This window comes from Enterobacter sp. SENG-6, assembly GCF_001605945.1.
Lineage (GTDB): Bacteria > Pseudomonadota > Gammaproteobacteria > Enterobacterales > Enterobacteriaceae > Enterobacter > Enterobacter cloacae.
On the sequence record NZ_LOMM01000016.1, the window covers coordinates 38,505 to 55,637 of the forward strand.

Consider the following 17,133-nt stretch of genomic DNA (forward strand, 5'->3'; position numbering starts at 1 on the left):
GCGTGAAGGGCTACCCCGGCTCCCGCATCCTGGTAGGTATGCACGCCAGCCGGGAAAGAGCGGCGCTTCTGCTGGGTTGTGAACCCTCGAAGCTGGCACAGCACGTTGGTCAGGCGGTGAAAAACCCGGTTGCACCGGTGGTAGTTCCGGCCTCGCAGGCACCGTGCCAGGAGCAGGTCTTTTACGCCGACGATCCGGACTTTGACCTGCGTAAGCTGCTTCCGGCCCCGACCAACACGCCGATTGATGCAGGCCCGTTCTTCTGTCTGGGGCTGGTACTGGCAAGCGATCCGGAAGATACCTCACTGACCGATGTGACCATTCACCGTCTCTGTGTGCAGGAGCGAGATGAACTCTCTATGTTCCTTGCCGCCGGTCGCCATATCGAAGTCTTTCGCAAGAAGGCCGAAGCGGCGGGCAAACCGCTGCCGGTAACCATCAATATGGGACTTGACCCGGCTATCTACATTGGGGCCTGTTTCGAAGCGCCAACCACGCCATTCGGTTACAACGAGCTTGGCGTCGCCGGGGCATTACGCCAGCAACCGGTGGAGCTGGTACAGGGCGTGGCGGTAAAAGAAAAAGCGATCGCGCGGGCGGAAATCATCATCGAGGGCGAACTGCTTCCCGGCGTGCGCGTAAGAGAAGATCAGCACACCAACACCGGCCACGCCATGCCGGAGTTCCCGGGCTACTGTGGCGAGGCGAATCCGTCTCTGCCGGTGATCAAAGTGAAAGCCGTGACGATGCGAAACCACGCGATCCTGCAGACGCTGGTGGGCCCGGGCGAAGAGCACACCACGCTTGCCGGTTTGCCGACCGAGGCCAGCATTCGCAACGCGGTCGAAGAGGCCATTCCCGGCTTTTTGCAAAATGTCTATGCCCACACCGCCGGAGGCGGTAAATTTCTCGGCATTTTACAGGTGAAAAAACGCCAGCCGTCAGACGAAGGACGTCAGGGCCAGGCGGCACTTATCGCCCTGGCCACCTATTCCGAGCTGAAAAACATTATCCTCGTGGATGAAGACGTGGATATCTTCGACAGCGACGATATCCTGTGGGCAATGACCACCCGCATGCAGGGCGATGTGAGCATTACCACGCTTCCGGGGATCCGCGGCCACCAGCTGGATCCATCGCAGTCGCCGGACTACAGCACCTCGATCCGTGGAAACGGCATTTCCTGCAAGACTATCTTCGACTGCACGGTGCCGTGGGTGCTGAAGGCGCGGTTTGAACGTGCGCCGTTCATGGAGGTTGATCCCACACCGTGGGCGCCGGAGCTGTTTGCGACGAATAAGCAATAGTCCCACAGCACGCGTATGGTCATCGGGTCATACGCTTATTTTCTTTTCAAGCGTGGCGATATTCTCACCCGCCACGCGCTCCACCGTAAAACGATCGACGCTCAGCAAAATCAGCATCAACCCTCTGCCGCTCTCCAGCAATGGCGATGTTTCACAAAATCGGTCTCGTCTGGCGGCATCAAGCCGCTCCTGCGGGAACGCCTCACCTGCGTCGGTAAAGATAAGGCAGACGTCGCTGTCGCGGATGTCGAACCGCACGCGGAATGCGCTTGAGGGATTCTCATGCAACGCATGCCGGATGATATTCGTCGCCACTTCACAGACGGCGAGATCGAGCGCGAAACGCCATTCATCATCAACGGTAAGCGCGCATAGCCTCTCTTCCAGCCAGCTTGCCAGCGGCGTCAGCGAGCCGAGCACCGCCGGAAATTCTGCCTGCTCCGGCGTCTGCATTTACTGCCCCAGCTGCGCAAGCGCGGTGCTTTTATCCGGATAGATGCGAAATATGCGATCCATCCGGGTCAGAGTGAACATATTCATGATCCCTGGGTTCAGGGAGCATAGCGCCATTTCGCCTTTGCCATTCATCAACTTGAACAACGACACCAGCATCCCCAGCCCGCTGCTGTCGATGAAATCTACTTTGCTAAAGTCGATAATCAGGGCTTTACGATCGCTGCCAATTTCTTCCGTCACAGTGGCTTTAAACGCTGCCGCAACGGAGGCATCCAGCCGCCGGACCGCTGGCGTAAGTACGTTGGCATGCGGTAATCGTTCAGTGTTCATCATCATTCTGTTCTCCCTGCCGCTCAATTACTAATAGTGAAACATCGTCAGTTAAGGCGGTCGGTTCATCGCGATGTGCGTTACGCCAGTCGGTCAGGTGTTGACCAAACTGTGATAACAGTTCATCAACAGGCAAAAGGGCGTGCTGATGAAGCCAGCGCTGGAGACGTTGCGGGCCAAACTGCTCGCCCTCGACATTCTCACATTCCGTGATCCCGTCACTGAATAAGCATAAGCGATCCCCTGGATTGAGGGTAAACGCCACATCGTCCCAGCTGAGATCGGGGATCAGCCCTACAGGCGGTCCGCCGTCACCCACGGCGGTGACGGCACTGTCTGCATTCACAATTACGGGGGTAGGATGCCCTGCCTGACACAACAATCCCTGACCCGTTGCAGGATCGATTACCCCGTAGATAATGGTGAAATAGCTGGTGATGTCGTTCTCTTCACTGCAAAACCGGCTATTCAGAATTCTGATCACCTCAGCGGGAGACTGAACCCCGCCCGCTTCGGTAAACAAGAACCGGTCCACCACCCGGCCATGTAAAAACTGGCGCGCAACCGCGAGGGACATCATCGCCGCGCCTACGCCGTGACCGGAAACATCGACGCAATAAAAACCCAGATGGGAATCGAGCGCAAAAATATTAAAGACGTCGCCCGAGACCCAGGCTGAGGGTAAGAAAAGCCAGTCGGAAAAGTAATTGCCATAACGTAAGCGGTGCGAAGGCAGCACGGAGTGCTGGACACGCGCCGCCAGCTCAAGATCCTGTTCAAGCTGGTGTAAGGCCTCGCTCAGACGCTTATTGTGCGCGGCGAGCGTCGCTTCCAGCGTCAAAATGCGCCCTCCTGCGTGTAACCGTGCCCGTAGCTCTGCCTGCTCGACGGGCTTACTCAAAAAATCATCGGCCCCGGCATGAAAACCCTGCGTCAAATCGCCCGTGTTCTCGCGCGCCGTTAACAGGATGACGTAAACGTAGTGACCCCATTCGCGGCTACGGATCGCCTTGCACAGAGCCAGCCCGTCCATCACGGGCATTTCCCAGTCGCTGATCACCATGCTGACGGGCTCGCTGGCCAATATCTCCAGCGCGGCGACGCCATTCTCTGCCTCGCTCACGATGTAGCCCCACTGGGTGAGCATCCGGGAGAGTAAGCGACGATAAATCAGCGAATCTTCAACGATTAAAACGTGCAGCGCTGACATGCATCCCCCTATAGCGGTAAGAACCAGATAAGGCTGACGGTGCCTTCGCGGAACTTAGCATTCCCGTTACTGTGGCCAGGGTAGCGTGTCCCCGAGTAGTTCGCGTACTGGACGGAGAACGAACCCGGCGTATAGCCTGCATAACCAAAGCTGTAGCTGTAATCGCCGTTCCAGGGTTGTTGCTGACTGCTGTCGGGGAACCAGAATGCCGTTGCCCGAATAAAGAAATGCTGTTTAAAGGTGTAACCGCAGCCGCCGAGGAATACATTTTTATTTTTGCGAATGTCATCGCTGCTAAGGTCATAGTAACGTGGGACCCAACTGTACCCTGCCTGGCAGATAATAGAGTCGCCTTTGTTGATCAGAAGCGATTTTTCTATCGGCTTCGGTAAGGAAAACTTATAGGCGAGAGTCACCGCCCCCTGCTCGAAGTAGGTATGTCGTCGGCTACCAGGCGTCCAGAAGTGATTATCACCGTAGTTGCTGTACACAAGGCTAACCGTATTAGCATGCCAGTCGTCATAGCCAAAACTGTAACGAAAATCTGCGGTGTAGCGACTGGTATCCCTGACCGGCAGCCGGGAGGTAATGTTGGCAAACCAGAAGCTATAGGGCGAATACTGCAGGCTGAGATTCAGCGTCTGGTTAATTTTTCGCTTTTGTGTGGCGCTGTCTGAGCTGTTTGGAATGCTCATCCACTGCTCTTTCAGCCCCGAACTGAAACTCAGGGCACCTGAGAATTTTTTGTCATTACCCGAAAACAGGCGCCCCCATCGACTGGTAAATACGCCAGCCTGTACCGGTTCGCCGTTTTTATCGCGCAGGGTGTCATTTTCATTACTTTGTGCCGCATCTGCGGAAGATGTTGCGGCGAGCAGCACGCCCGCCAGAAGCCATTTCTCGCGCATAACCGCCATCCTTAGTTAGGTATCCAGCGTGCGGCGACGTTATATTTCGCCATGAGCCACAGTATGCCTAGTGCCGCAGCATGCACTAACGTGTTTTCTGTCCAGGCGTGACGCCATAAATCGAACGTAATGAACTGACTCACCAGCAACACCACGTACACATGCAAAATAAAGGTATAAAGCGAGTGCTGGCCTAACGGAATGAGAAACCATCCGAACATTTTGTTGAGCGGCACCCACCACCAGGTCAGCACCAGATAGACGGTAACCATCAGCGCGATATCGTTTAATACCCGCACCGGACCCAGCCCATTTTTTGCAGCCCAGGTGTGATAAAACGTGTTGAAGGTGTCAGGTGGAATCACATGCAACAGCAGCGCAGGCGGCATAAACGGGTTGGTATGGTTCTGCGCAACAAACCCCAGAACAAGTGATACCATCACCAGCGCAACCACCACCACTTTACCTGCCGGCGTGCGGGCAAAAGAGAGTAATTCGGCTTTGTACCATCCGCACGCCATGCCCAGCACGAAAATGAACTGCCAGGCTAGCAGCGGAAAAGCGAATTCGAATTCCGCTGGCGTCAGCCGCAGCGGCCAACGCTGCCACAGGCTGTACACCAGCAGCGACAGCCCCAGCAGCCACCAGACCTTCCCTTTCTGCAACATCCCTAAAAACAGAGGGCTAAAGAGCAATAAAAAGATATATAGCCCAAGAATTTGAGTCTGATGGGGGCCAATCTGCAAATAGAGAATGATATTGAACCAGGTCTCTTTTATTTGCGGTGTCACCGGATAAAGCGACCAGCTTTCACCCGAAAAGCGATCGGTAAAATGGGTAACCTCGAAAAGGGTAATATTGGGAACCCATGCCAGAAGAATAAATGACACTATGATAATGATATTTACACGATATATTTTCCACGCCCGGAGATAAAGCCCCCATGACACCGTAAGTAATACCACTTTTTGCAGGCGAGTACGGTTGAGCATGCCCAACATAAATCCTGAGAGAATCACAAAACCCTCTGCACCGGTGGTTAATCCGAAACGCTCCCAGGAAAATATATTAAATACTGACATCACTTCCGTATGTGCGACGACCATCATGACGAGGGCAATACCGCGCATAAAGTCGATTCTCAGGTCTCGTGCACCTGCAACGGCATACCGCCATGTTGTTGATTTTGATTTATCTTCTTGCGCGAGCGACGGCGCAATATGGCTCATAGGGTGTCCTTTACCAGGAAGCGAAAATAAAGTTCTAAATAAAGTAGATAGCCTATAGAAATAGTAACCGCAATTTCTCCCTGGCAGAGAAAATGGATTAAGCAAAATTTACATCCAATTAACCCATGCTAAATATTACTCATGTGCATGGCTGGACACTTTTATTCGGCGTTCTACACTTACCTTAAATTTCGTTCAATCGCTTTTTCTTTGGCCTTCGGGTAACTGTCTGCGCCGCAGAATGGGGCTGCATTTTCACGGAATCAGGAAAGCCGGATCTATGGATTTTTATTTTTCCCGTTTTGAACATCGTCAACCTCCGGAACCGTTAAAAACGCCACGTTGGGTCATGATGACCTGGCAGGTGTTAGCGGTCGCGGCGCTCATACTGGGCGCAAATTATATTTACTGGCGCTGGACCGCCTCCCTGAATACCGATGCCTTGTGGTATGCCATTCCGCTGGTTCTCGCCGAAACCCTGGCATGGATCGGAACCGTGCTGTTTACCATCAATTTGTGGAAAGAAGAGGATCCACCGCAAAGTCCCCCTCCCAGCGATATTAACGCCTGTCTGTCGCCCGAGGAGGCCACGGAACCGCGTCCTGTTAAAGTGGATTTATTCATCGCAACCTATTCCGAAGACACCGAGCTGGTACGGCTCTCCATTCAGGATGCGCTGAAGATGGATTACCCTTTCCCGATTGACTACCGGATCCACGTGCTTGATGACGGCCGCCGCCCGGAGATGAAAGCCGTCTGCGAAGAGGAAGGCGTCAATTACATCAGTCGCCAGACTAACATCGGCTTTAAGGCCGGCAATCTGCGCAACGGCCTTGAGCAAACCGACGGCGACTTCATTGTTATTTGCGATGCCGATACCCGGGTCTTCCCTACTCTTCTCAGCCATACGCTCGGCTATTTTCGCGACCCCGATGTCGCCTGGGTACAGACACCCCAATGGTTCTTCGACCTCCCTGAAGGCGAAAATTTGTCACACTGGGGACACCGTAAAGCCGGGAAAGTTGGCTATGGCCTGGGCTGGGCGATCCAGAAGCTGGTTGGCCCGGTGACCCTTGGCCGCGATCCGTTTTTCAACGACCCGCGCATGTTCTATGACGTGATCCTGCGACGCCGCAACTGGGCCAATGCGGCATTCTGCTGTGGAGCGGCCTCCATTCATCGCCGTGAGGCCGTAATGCAGGCCGCACTGAGAAGCTATGCCTGGTCTGTTGAAGAGGAGATCCATCGCCATACCCGGGATATCCGTGACGAAGAAACGCGGGAAGCCTTGCAGAATGCGATGCGTCCGCACGTGGCATTTGACACCGAATTAACGCCCTACAAATTCCACGTATCGGAAGATATCTATACCTCAATTTTGTTGCACGGTGATGCCGCAAGACGCTGGCGTTCGGTCATGCACCCGCGCGTTGAATCGAAAATGCTCTCCCCGCAGGATATGCTGACCTGGATGATCCAGCGCTTTAAGTATGCCGCCGGTTCGCTGGATATTTTGTTCCATGACAATATCTTCAGTCGCCGCCGCTTTAAGCTTTCTCTCCCTCAGACGCTGATGTACGCCACAACCTTCTGGTCTTATCTGGCCTGCGTGTGGAACACGGTGTTTTTGATTTCGCCTATCATTTACCTGTTCACCGGCATTCCACCGGTTTCAGCCTGGTCGACGCCGTTCTATCTCCACTTTCTGCCCTTTTTTATCCTCTCTGAGCTGGCCTTTATGTTCGGCACCAGGGGGATTTCGGCCTGGGACGGCAGGGCCTCTTACCTCTCCTTCTTTTCCATGAATCTGCGCGCGCTCAACACCGTGCTGCGAGGCGAACAAATCAAGTTTCATGTTACGCCGAAAGAGAGGCAAACCGGCCGTTTTCTCTATCTGGTGAAGCCGCAGATTGCCATCGTGGTACTGACCCTGGCGGGGCTTCTCTGGGGAGGAATCCAGGTCGCTCGCGGCCAGGTTGACGATCCATCTGGTTACGTCATCAATATTTTCTGGGGGACGGTCAATATCGCCGCCATGCTCCCTCTGATTTTCGCGGCCATGTGGACGCCAGCTGAAGAGGGAGAGGTCAGCCAATGAGACGACGCGATGCCCTGCTTTCTGCGCGCAGTTATTTGACAATTTTGCTGGGGTTCCTGCTCGGTTTTGCCATTGTGGTGTGGGTTGAGAAACAAATGCCTTCGCGTGTGGAAAGCAGCGGCGGCATTGCGCTCAGTAAAGATTTCCCTCCACTGCCTGCGACACGCGAACTGACCTATAACGAAGCCATCTGGGCGCGGGTGGCATGGCAGTATTACGTGAATAATACCCAGCCAAACGGGCTGGCGAACGCCAGCGACGGTGAGCCATGGCTAAGCCTCTGGAGCGTGGGAAGCTATCTCTTTGCGACCATCGCTGCACAGCAACTCAATATTATTACCACCGACGAGTTTGACGAGCGGATCGGCGCCGCCCTGTTCACGCTGGGGGCGCTACCGCTCAATGATAAAGGACTCCCGGCCGCCTATTATCATGCGGACACGCTGAAGATCCTCGGCAAATCAGACGCCTCGCCCATAGGGCTCAGCCGCCTGCTGACGGCACTTCAGACTCTCCTGTGGCGCTACCCTCAGCACGCCGCGGCGGTAGGTGATGTGTTTAGCCACTGGCGTACCGGCTCGCTGATTGAAAATAACACTCAAAGCCAGGCGGCCGTGCCGCTTCATCACTGGACGCTGACTGCCGATGAACAGCGGGACAGCTTTGGCTATCGACTGTATGCCAGCCATACCCTGCGTTTGATTGACAGTGCAGCGGGCCTCGCGGTCACCAACCCGCCTGAAGGGCAAAAGATGATCGACCTGGATGGCATCATGGTCCCCGATGAAGGGTTACGTACGCCCTGGGGCAAGCAGACCTCTCTGATCAGCCTGCCCTATCTGTTAACCGGTCTTGAGCTGGGTTTTGATGCCCAGAGCGCGGAAATCGCGTGGCGAATTATGCAAATTCAGCAGCGTCGCCACCACCTCCGTACACCAAAACCGCCTGTCAGCACGGATTATGCCGAACCGGCACCGGATTATGTTACCGACCTGCCAGACAGACAGCCAGTACAGGCACGCGCCTTGCGCGACGAAGCACCGGAGAAGGTGGCCATTACCTCAACCCGTTCTGCGTTTGCCTGGTATGCCCTGTTTCGTAATAGCTGGAGTGAAGCGCTGCGCCAGCAGGTAGAGTCGCTTCAGGTGCCGGGCAAAGGCTGGCAAAGAGGATTAAATCTCAACAATAGCGTTAATTCCGTCGTAGATGCGGATACCAATGCCATTGTGCTGGAAAGCCTGTCTTATATCGCGCATGGCCAGATGCTCTGTCTGGCCTGTCTCTACACGGCCCCACGGCCATCCACTTCTGCAGGAGCAACGCCATGAAGCCACGATCCCTGATCTTCTTTCACCTGCTGACGGGAATAATGATCTGCTGGCTGGCATTATCGACCGTGCGTGCGGAAACCGGGCTGCCAGCATCGAATTACGCCCCGCGCAGTGGAGAGCTGACGGTCAGAGAGATGACCATTGCGAAAAATGCCTGGCAGTATTTTGTGGCGAATTATCAGCCCACGACGGGCCTGGTGAATGCGGTCAATAAATATCCCTCTACCACGATGTGGGACAGCGCATCCTATCTGGCTGCCATGACGGCGGCGCGTGAACTGGGGATCATTGATAAAGCAGAATTCGATCGCAGAATGCTGAAGTTTCTCGCCACGCTAAACACGCTGGTGCTGTTCCGCAACGAGCTGCCAAACAAAGCGTATAACACCATCAGCGGCCAGAAAGTGGACTATACCAACAAGCCCGGTGAAATTGGCTTCTCGGCCCTGGATATCGGACGGATGCTGGTCTGGCTGAAAATTATCAAAGAGCGTTACCCGGAATATGGCAACAGCATAGATAACGTGGTACTGGGATGGGATTTCAGCCATGTGATTGATCCCTGCGGTACCCTGTATGGTGCCTATCTGGAAAATGGCCAGCCCAAATATGTTCAGGAAGGTCGACTGGGCTATGAAGAGTACGGCGCGGCGGGTTTCCAGCTGTGGGGTTTTAATACCTGTAAAGCCAGTCGCCCGCAGCCTTATGAGCTGGCCGAAATTTACTGCGTACTCGTTCCCTATGATACACGCGACCCGCGTAACACATCTCAACATAACTATGTTGTGACGGAGTCTTACCTGCTTTACGGGCTGGAGTTCGGCTTCGATAAACCGACCGACCGGGATAACGCGCCCCGCGACTACTCCCTGACATGGATGAAGAACTTTGCCGACCGCGTTTATCAGGCACAGGAGAACCGCTATACCATCACCGGCGTCCTCACTGCCCGCTCTGAACACCAGCTCGATAAACCCCCATATTTCGTCTATGACACCGTATTCAGCGATGGTTTTAACTGGAACACCATCACCGATAAAGGCCAGTTCGTCCCTGGCGCTGCCGCGATTTCACTGAAAGCGGCGCTGGGGATGTGGGTACTGTGGAACTCGCCCTACACGGACCGCCTGCTGAATACCATTGAGAATGCAAACGAAGAGGGAAAAGGCTACTACGAAGGCCTGTATGAAAATGGTGACGGGCCGATCAAGGAGTTCACCGCGAACAATAACGGCATCATGCTGGAGGCGTTGTTATTCAAAAAAGAGGGAAAACTGTTGGCCTTCAACACCGACAACCCGAAGAGCAAGGATTTTGCCCCGTCACTGTGGGATCAAAAGCTGCTGGATCAGTTTGAAGAGAACAACGCGCTTCGTAGCCGACCGTTCCTTACCAGCACACCGGCAGTAAAAAGCTGGTGCGACCGGACCGGCGTCACGCTGCGCACCAAACCCGCCTGTCAGGCTTGTCAGTGCGCATCCTGCAGCGCGGACGAGCCTGTTAAACTGCCTCCGGTGACTGCGCAATGCTTAAAACCTTAGCCAGAGGGCTCGCGGGATTACTCCTCGCAGGCGTAGTGGTTTTTGCCCTGTTTGGCCATCAGGGGGCTGGCTGGCGCTGGCTGATAAACGGTGGCTGGCACTCCACTGCTCGCCTCGCCACCCTGACGCCGGAAGAGCAGAAATGGGCGGCAATTGCCTGGCGCTATTTCGTCAACAATACCCAGCCACAAACCGGGCTGGTCAACGGAAGCGACAAACAGCCGCGCGTCACGCTCTGGCAAATGGGCGATACACTTATCGCGCTGCTCTCAGCAAAAGAGCTGGGGTTGATTCAGGATGCCGAGTATGACGCCCGCTTAACCCGACTGATGGGGACACTCAACCGTCTGATGCTGACCGATACCCGTACACCAGGGCGGCTCTATTCCAGCCAGACAGCAACGCTTATCGATTTTAGCGGCAACCCGGTCAGACAGGGTTGGTCTGCCCGGGACATGGCTCGCCTGATGCTCGCTCTGCGCCTCACTGCAGAGCGTGAGCCGCAATATGGTGAGTATCTGGACAAAATCATTCTGCGGTGGAATTTCTGTCCGGTCATCGATAACGAGGGCGAACTGTGGTCATCTTCCCTGCAGAATGGCCAGCCGGTGGTGCGTGAGGAGCTGCGTCTGGGCGAAAGCGAATATGCCGCGACGGCGTTTCATCTGTGGGGATTTTCAGCGGAGAAGGCGTTTACGCCGCCGGTACATCACGTCATCATCGCGCAGCGGCGGCTGGCCGTGGATGCCCGCGATCCGCGCACCACGTGGCAGCCCTCCCTGATTACCACTCTTCCCTACATGCTGCCAGGTCTGGAGTTTGGCTGGGAACCCGATAGCGTGACGGCCGAACGACAAAAGCGTCTGCGTAAGCAAGCAGAAAACGTCTGGCTGAGTCAGAAGACCCGCTGGGAGATCGATAAAATCCTGACAGCGCGTGCTGATTTCGCGCTCTCACAGGCCCCCTGGCATATACAGGATACCGTCTGGGGAAATGGTTATGCCTGGAACTCAATAGGCGATGATGGCCGGGACTACACCCGGTTCGCGCAGGTGTCGACCAAAGCGGTCTTTACGCTGTGGGCTTTGTGGGATACCCCTTACACCGACGTGCTGATGTCAGTCACAAAACACCTTAACGATCCGCAACGAGGTTGGTATGAAGGCCGCCTTGAAGCCACGGGCGATACCAACGCTGCCCTCACCCTCTCCACCAATGCCATGGTGCTGGAAGCCCTTTTCTTTAAGCATAACGCCGGGCCTCTCTTTGATACCCGCCAGTCAAGGAAAGAGAGCTACTTTACCCACCGTCTGGCAGATGAATATGCCCCCCCGGGACGTTGTCTGCCGGGTGAAAACGCTATAAGGAGGACGCCGTGAAATTCTACCGCGATCTGTTTGAATCCAGCCTGAACCGCGTCTTCCCGGATAATGAAAAAACGGCGTTTTTCGAGACGTTCTACGACGCTTTCGTGCATATGTCACCTGAGACGGAAGCACATTTTGCCCGTCTGCCGGATCAGGAAGGCCAGCAAACCCTGTTTAAAAGTTTCTTCGCCATGCTGGCGGTAGATGGCGCCCTGATTGTGCCGGATTTTCTTGAGCGCCTGGCGCGGGAGCAAAGCGATGACGGCTTGCACCTTCCGCCGCGTTTTTTTGCCCTCTGGCGGGAAGCGATGCTCAACACGGTGAGCCTGCGCGATCCGCAATGCGACGATGAGATCCTGACGGCATGGGCGATGACTATTGCGCCCGGGCTGGAATACCTGCGCCGACAGGCAGAACTGCATTACCGGGCGTAAGGAGCATGACAATGCCTTCATTTAACTATGATCTTAACGCGCTCCCGGCTGCGGTCATGATTTATGACCGCAATGAACACCTGGTGGCCTGGAATCACAGCGTTGCCCTGTTTTATCCGGTCATCACTCCGTGGCTGAAAGCAGGTACGCCTCTTGAAGAGTTGGCAGAACGTTTCATTGACGCTGTTTACAACGTCGATCCAGGCCTTCGTCAAACGCTGCGTGAATCCATCGTTCGCAACTGTCGGCAGGATAAACATTGTGAAGTCAGACAGGCTGGTCAACGACGCATTTTTGTTCAACATCAGCGGCTTGCGGACGGCAGTATCGTCAGTCTGCATAGTGATATCACGGAGCTTGACGAAGCGCAGCGGTCGCGCCACCGACTACATGACGATTTTCTGCTGACGGCGGAATCCATTCATATCGGAATTTGGGACTGGCAGGTTTCTGGTGACACTTTACAGGTGAACGACACGCTGCTGTCCATGCTCGGTCAGTCACGCACGCGGTGGCATTATCCGGTGCGTTTTTTGCTCAATCAGGTTCATGAGGACGATCGCGCTGCGCTGCGCAAGGCACTGCAGGCCTCAAAACAGGACCACCGTCCGGTCTTCGAATGTGAAATCCGCGTTCATCACCCCACAGAAGGGTTACGCTGGATGCTGTTGTCCGGCCAGGTGGTGACGCTCTCCATCGAGGGCAACGCTGAGCGGGTCATTGGTACACTGCAGGATATTACCCGGCGTAAAGAGGCCGAAATACTGGCGATCAATGCCGCCCGGGAGGCCAGAAAGGCGAATGAGGCAAAAAGTGCATTTTTAGCCAATATGAGTCATGAAATTCGCACGCCTATGAACGGCATTATTGGCATGACGCAACTGTGCCTTGATACCCCTCTTGACGCCGATCAGCGTGATTACCTTACGCTGGTGATGAGTTCTGCCCGGTCTTTGCTGCACATCATTAACGACATTCTTGATTTCTCGCGTATCGAAGCCGGCAAAGTGGAACTGGAGACAGAGCCGGTTTCCGTGCGCCCCTTTATTCAGTCGCTTATTCGTCCGCACATGCCGGGTGCCAGTGAAAAAGGGATTGAGCTTCTGGTTGATATAGCGCCTGACGTTCCCGACGTACTGCTGGTGGATGGCGCACGGCTACGTCAGATCCTCACCAATCTGCTGGGGAATGCGCTCAAATTTACCCACCAGGGGGAAGTCATCCTGATTATTGAGCCGGAAGATGGCGAGCATCGCTGGCGTTTTCGGGTGCGTGACAGCGGTATTGGTATACCGGCGGATAAACAGAATGCCATTTTCGAAGCCTTCAGCCAGGCGGACAATTCAACAACTCGTCGCTATGGAGGTACGGGGCTTGGATTGACTATCTCTGCGCGGCTGGTTGCGGCGATGGGGGGTGAGTTAACCGTGACCAGCGAACCGGGTAAAGGCAGCGAGTTTACATTCGTGCTACCGCTGGCGACGCAGCCTCTGGCCCCGGAAGAACGGCCGTACAGCAAACGGTTTAGCGGGGAGCCGGTGCTTGTGGTCGATGATAACCAAACGAATCTGCGATTGTTGGCCGCAATGCTCAGCCAGATGGGGCTGAAACCCACCTGCGTCAATAAAGCCAGCGAGGCGATACATCGGGTTAAAGCGGGGCCCGCCTGGCCGTTAATACTGCTGGACGCGCAAATGCCTGAAATGGACGGGGTTTCTCTGGCGCTGGAGCTTTCAGTTCTGCCGCAGACGGCGGAGAGTCATATCATCATGCTGAGCTCCATGAGCCGACATTTTGACAGCAATATGCTGAAACGGATTGGTATCAAACACTATCTGCATAAACCCATCGCGCAGGACGAGTTGCATCAGGCCATTGCCGCAGCCTTTGAGCGGTTGCCGAAGCTAATGAGTGAAGCCCTCCCCGTGCCAGTCGCATCATCGGGTCGTAAGGGGCTACGCATCCTGCTGGCGGAAGATAATCTGGTCAATCAGAAGGTGGCAGCACGGCTGCTTGAACGCCTCGGCCATAGCTGTCAGATCGTCGACAATGGACTCACTCTGCTTGAACGCTGGCGTTCGGGAGAATGGGACGTTTTGTTGATCGACCTTCAGATGCCCGAAATGGACGGTGAAACCGCCATTCGACGGCTTCGGGAAGAGGAACAGACCCTACCCGGCCCTGCTCAGCCAACCGTCGCCATGACAGCACACGCTATGCAGGGGGATAAAGAGCGTTGTCTCAATATGGGATTCGATGGCTATATTGCCAAACCCATCAGCCAGGAACGTCTTGCTGAAGAGATTGCCCGCGTTCTTCAGCGCGAAGATTCACTGGACTTTCCCGATGAAGCTCGCCTGCTGAACCAGTGCGCTGACGATCCCGCCCTGGTCCAGGAACTTCTGACCCTGTTTGGTGAAGAACTGGATGGGGCCGTGAAAGCCATCTCCCGGGCTATCGACCGTGATGACCGTGAAACGCTGCGCCGTGCGGCCCATAAACTGCGCGGCGAAGCCGTCACGCTGGACTTCCGGGGTCTCGCACAGCAACTGCAGGTGCTGGAGAGCGAAGCGCATACGCTGGAGACGCAACAGCTTGCGATGCTGAATGCCAAACTTCATAAGGAATCACGGCGCCTGATGGCCTGGCTCGCCAATCGTGGGGTAAATGTTATTCATGATTCGTAACTGCACGCTGCTTTTTGCATTGTTGACCCCCTCGGTGATGGCAACTTCAGTACCGATAAGCTGGTCTCTTGCGGGTGTATGGCAGGTTCAGGACGCCAACGATAACCCCCGGTCTGCCGGGGCAGGCTGGCGTAAACTGAACGTACCTGCCAACTGGTATAGCGCCGGGTACGATCATCAGGGGGCGTTGTGGTATCGCCACGCTTTTACCCTCCCCGCTCAACCGCCCGATATCATGACCACCCTGGTGTTTGACGGTGTCGACTACCTGGCCGATGTCACATTAAACGGCCAGTCACTGGGCCAGCATGAGGGTTATTTCCAGCGCTTTTCGCTGGATGCCACCGGCTCGTTACAACGTCACAACCAGCTTATAATTAGGGTTGATAGCCCCTTCGAAGATCCGCAGACGGTCTGGCCTCTGCATAAAACCGCCATGAAGGGGATTCTTAATCAGCATGACACTCGTCCAGGCGGGGCGTGGTCACCTGAAGGTCAGGATGCGAACTCTGGCGGCATCTGGGCACCGGTCAGACTGCATCTTAGCCGGGGAGCCACCATTGATGACATTATTCTGCGCCCCGACTGGACGCAGGGACTGACGCATCCGGCGTTAAAGGCTGAGATACGCTATCGCGCCCTCCAGTCGGAACGCGCTACCGTGCGGCTTACCGCAACCCCCGCCAACTTCAACGGTAAACGCTTTGAGGCTGACTTTCCGGTCACCCTCAAAAGCAACGCCCATTCCGTGCAGGTTACGCTGCCCATGACGGGGGCAAAACTCTGGTGGCCGGTCGGCACAGGGAAGCCACACCTGTATACGGTTCGCGCCTCATTACGCGATAAAACCGGGTTAATGGATACGGCTGTCACCCGCACCGGACTGCGCAAGATAGTAGAACAGCCGGGTAACACAGGCTGGCTTATTAACGATAAACGCCTGTTTATTAAGGGCAGCAATTACATCGGCTCCCCGTGGCTCAGCACCATGACGCGCGAGAAATACCGTCGCGATCTTCGTCTGGTTAAGGCCATGAACGCCAACGCCATACGCGTACACGGACACGTGGCGGGTCGCGCGCTTTATGAGGTTGCCGATGAGATGGGAATGCTAATCTGGCAGGATGTTCCGCTGCAGTGGGGCTACGACAACAGCGAGGCCTTTACGAAAAATGCGGTTCGCCAGACTCGCGAGATGATCGAACAGTTCGGTAATTCTCCCGCCATCATCGTCTGGGGCGGTCATAACGAACCGCCCTGGAATTCACCCTGGATGGAAAAACGCTTCCCGGACTGGAACAAAAACCTTAATCGCGACCTCACGCAAAAAGTCGCGGATACGCTTGCCGAAGATACCTCCCGCATTGTGCATCGTTTTTCCGCCGTGGAGGAGCATTACTGGGCGGGATGGTATTTCGGTACCGTACGCGATCTGCTTGCCCCGGCCAAAACGGGTATCATTACCGAGTTCGGTGCACAGGCCCTTCCCCGCCTGTCCACGCTAAAAACCATTATCCCGGCATCACATCTGTGGCCTAAAACGACCGCCGCCGACGACCCCGGCTGGACGCTCTGGAAATACCATAATTTTCAGCCGTTCCAGACCTTTAAGTTTGCCGGCATCGCGCGCGGCAATAACATTAAACAGATGATCCACAATACGCAGGCCTATCAGTCACAACTGGTGGCCACGGCGGCAGAGAGCTATCGTAGACAGCGATACCAGCCGGTAACGGCACTGTTCCATTTCATGTTTGTAGAAACCTGGCCCTCTATCAACTGGGGGGTGGTGGACTATTTGCGCAAACCTAAAGCCGGGTATTTCGCATTAAAACGCGCGTATCAGCCCATCCTGCCCTCCATTGAGCCGGTCACTGCGCAGTGGATGTCCGGCGCAGCGGCGACCCTGCGTCTTTGGGCAATCAATGACACCTGGAAACCGTGCAATGAATGCCGTCTGATATGGCGTGTTACCCAGCGCGATAAGGTGCTGGCAAAGGGCACGATGACAATGACGATCGCCGCAGACTCCGGAAAAATGGTAAAAGCGCTTACGGTCACACCCGTGGGTCAGGACGCGGTGTTGATCAGATTCACGATCAAAAACAAAGCGGGGAAAACCGTCGGAGATAATCAGAGAACAGAATCCGTCATAAAGTGAGCGAGGGGAAAAGGAAAATTGCCGCTTCCCCTGCTTTCTTGTACCCTTTCAGCGTTTACCCCAATCCCCTGTAA

General features: G+C 55.2%; 13 protein-coding genes. 8 read left to right on the forward strand and 5 right to left on the reverse strand.

Annotation, left to right across the window (positions count from 1 at the left end; genetic code table 11):
• Positions 1-1,307: UbiD family decarboxylase (locus AX755_RS09715; RefSeq protein ID WP_073971430.1), on the forward strand; the 1,307-nt coding region annotated here is incomplete at its 5' end.
• Positions 1,308-1,334: 27 nt separating this feature from the next.
• On the opposite strand, the gene AX755_RS09720 is transcribed toward AX755_RS09715, so the two are convergent.
• From AX755_RS09720 to opgC, 5 genes are read right to left on the reverse strand one after another with little or no spacing between them, the layout of a single operon-like run.
• Entirely contained in the window at positions 1,335-1,760 is a 426-nt protein-coding gene (locus AX755_RS09720; RefSeq protein WP_062856670.1) for an ATP-binding protein, read from the reverse strand.
• On the reverse strand, positions 1,761-2,099 hold the full coding sequence (locus AX755_RS09725) for an STAS domain-containing protein (RefSeq protein WP_062856671.1): 339 nt from the start codon (positions 2,097-2,099) through the stop codon (positions 1,761-1,763).
• Positions 2,083-3,303 carry a PP2C family protein-serine/threonine phosphatase gene (locus AX755_RS09730; RefSeq protein ID WP_062856672.1) on the reverse strand — a complete coding sequence of 407 codons (1,221 nt, stop codon included), beginning with the start codon at positions 3,301-3,303 and terminating at the stop codon, positions 2,083-2,085. The genes AX755_RS09725 and AX755_RS09730 overlap by 17 nt, the downstream gene beginning before the upstream one ends.
• 8 nt (positions 3,304-3,311) lie before the next feature.
• Positions 3,312-4,211 carry a hypothetical protein gene (locus AX755_RS09735; RefSeq protein ID WP_045294355.1) on the reverse strand — a complete coding sequence of 300 codons (900 nt, stop codon included), beginning with the start codon at positions 4,209-4,211 and terminating at the stop codon, positions 3,312-3,314.
• Positions 4,212-4,222: 11 nt separating this feature from the next.
• Positions 4,223-5,440: an OpgC domain-containing protein gene (opgC, locus tag AX755_RS09740; RefSeq protein ID WP_062856673.1), complete on the reverse strand. Its 1,218-nt coding sequence runs from the start codon at positions 5,438-5,440 to the stop codon at positions 4,223-4,225.
• Positions 5,441-5,720: 280 nt separating this feature from the next.
• On the opposite strand from opgC, the gene AX755_RS09745 reads away from it, so the two are divergent.
• From AX755_RS09745 to AX755_RS09775, 7 genes are read left to right on the forward strand one after another with little or no spacing between them, the layout of a single operon-like run.
• A complete protein-coding gene (locus tag AX755_RS09745) occupies positions 5,721-7,538 on the forward strand; it encodes a glycosyltransferase family 2 protein (protein WP_062856674.1) in 1,818 nt (605 codons plus the stop codon).
• Positions 7,535-8,866 (forward strand): DUF3131 domain-containing protein, encoded by a 1,332-nt coding sequence (locus tag AX755_RS09750; RefSeq protein ID WP_045294132.1) that lies wholly within the window; start codon positions 7,535-7,537, stop codon positions 8,864-8,866. The genes AX755_RS09745 and AX755_RS09750 overlap by 4 nt, the downstream gene beginning before the upstream one ends.
• A 41-nt stretch (positions 8,867-8,907) precedes the next feature.
• Positions 8,908-10,410, forward strand: a complete 1,503-nt coding sequence (locus AX755_RS09755) for a DUF3131 domain-containing protein (protein ID WP_058679094.1) — start codon at positions 8,908-8,910, stop codon at positions 10,408-10,410.
• Positions 10,395-11,789: a DUF3131 domain-containing protein gene (locus AX755_RS09760; protein ID WP_062856675.1), complete on the forward strand. Its 1,395-nt coding sequence runs from the start codon at positions 10,395-10,397 to the stop codon at positions 11,787-11,789. The genes AX755_RS09755 and AX755_RS09760 overlap by 16 nt, the downstream gene beginning before the upstream one ends.
• Positions 11,786-12,211, forward strand: a complete 426-nt coding sequence (locus tag AX755_RS09765) for a hypothetical protein (RefSeq protein ID WP_062856676.1) — start codon at positions 11,786-11,788, stop codon at positions 12,209-12,211. Before AX755_RS09760 ends, AX755_RS09765 begins: the two co-directional genes overlap by 4 nt.
• Before the next feature lie 11 nt (positions 12,212-12,222).
• The gene (locus tag AX755_RS09770; protein WP_062856677.1) at positions 12,223-14,898 is read left to right on the forward strand and encodes a response regulator; all 2,676 of its coding nucleotides are present in this window, start codon (positions 12,223-12,225) and stop codon (positions 14,896-14,898) included.
• Positions 14,888-17,059 (forward strand): glycoside hydrolase family 2 protein, encoded by a 2,172-nt coding sequence (locus tag AX755_RS09775; RefSeq protein WP_062856678.1) that lies wholly within the window; start codon positions 14,888-14,890, stop codon positions 17,057-17,059. The genes AX755_RS09770 and AX755_RS09775 overlap by 11 nt, the downstream gene beginning before the upstream one ends.
• The last annotated feature ends 74 nt before the right edge of the window (positions 17,060-17,133 follow it).

Bases quoted from the DNA above. Each gene is read 5' to 3' on its own strand.
- AX755_RS09760 (WP_062856675.1), top strand. From the start codon at position 10,395: ATGCTTAAAACCTTAGCCAGAGGGCTCGCGGGATTACTCCTCGCAGGC.
- opgC (WP_062856673.1), bottom strand. From the start codon at position 5,440: ATGAGCCATATTGCGCCGTCGCTCGCGCAAGAAGATAAATCAAAATCA.
- AX755_RS09755 (WP_058679094.1), top strand. From the start codon at position 8,908: ATGATCTGCTGGCTGGCATTATCGACCGTGCGTGCGGAAACCGGGCTG.
- AX755_RS09735 (WP_045294355.1), bottom strand. From the start codon at position 4,211: ATGCGCGAGAAATGGCTTCTGGCGGGCGTGCTGCTCGCCGCAACATCT.
- AX755_RS09730 (WP_062856672.1), bottom strand. From the start codon at position 3,303: ATGTCAGCGCTGCACGTTTTAATCGTTGAAGATTCGCTGATTTATCGT.
- AX755_RS09745 (WP_062856674.1), top strand. From the start codon at position 5,721: ATGGATTTTTATTTTTCCCGTTTTGAACATCGTCAACCTCCGGAACCG.
- AX755_RS09775 (WP_062856678.1), top strand. From the start codon at position 14,888: ATGATTCGTAACTGCACGCTGCTTTTTGCATTGTTGACCCCCTCGGTG.
- AX755_RS09770 (WP_062856677.1), top strand. From the start codon at position 12,223: ATGCCTTCATTTAACTATGATCTTAACGCGCTCCCGGCTGCGGTCATG.
- AX755_RS09750 (WP_045294132.1), top strand. From the start codon at position 7,535: ATGAGACGACGCGATGCCCTGCTTTCTGCGCGCAGTTATTTGACAATT.
- AX755_RS09725 (WP_062856671.1), bottom strand. From the start codon at position 2,099: ATGATGATGAACACTGAACGATTACCGCATGCCAACGTACTTACGCCA.
- AX755_RS09720 (WP_062856670.1), bottom strand. From the start codon at position 1,760: ATGCAGACGCCGGAGCAGGCAGAATTTCCGGCGGTGCTCGGCTCGCTG.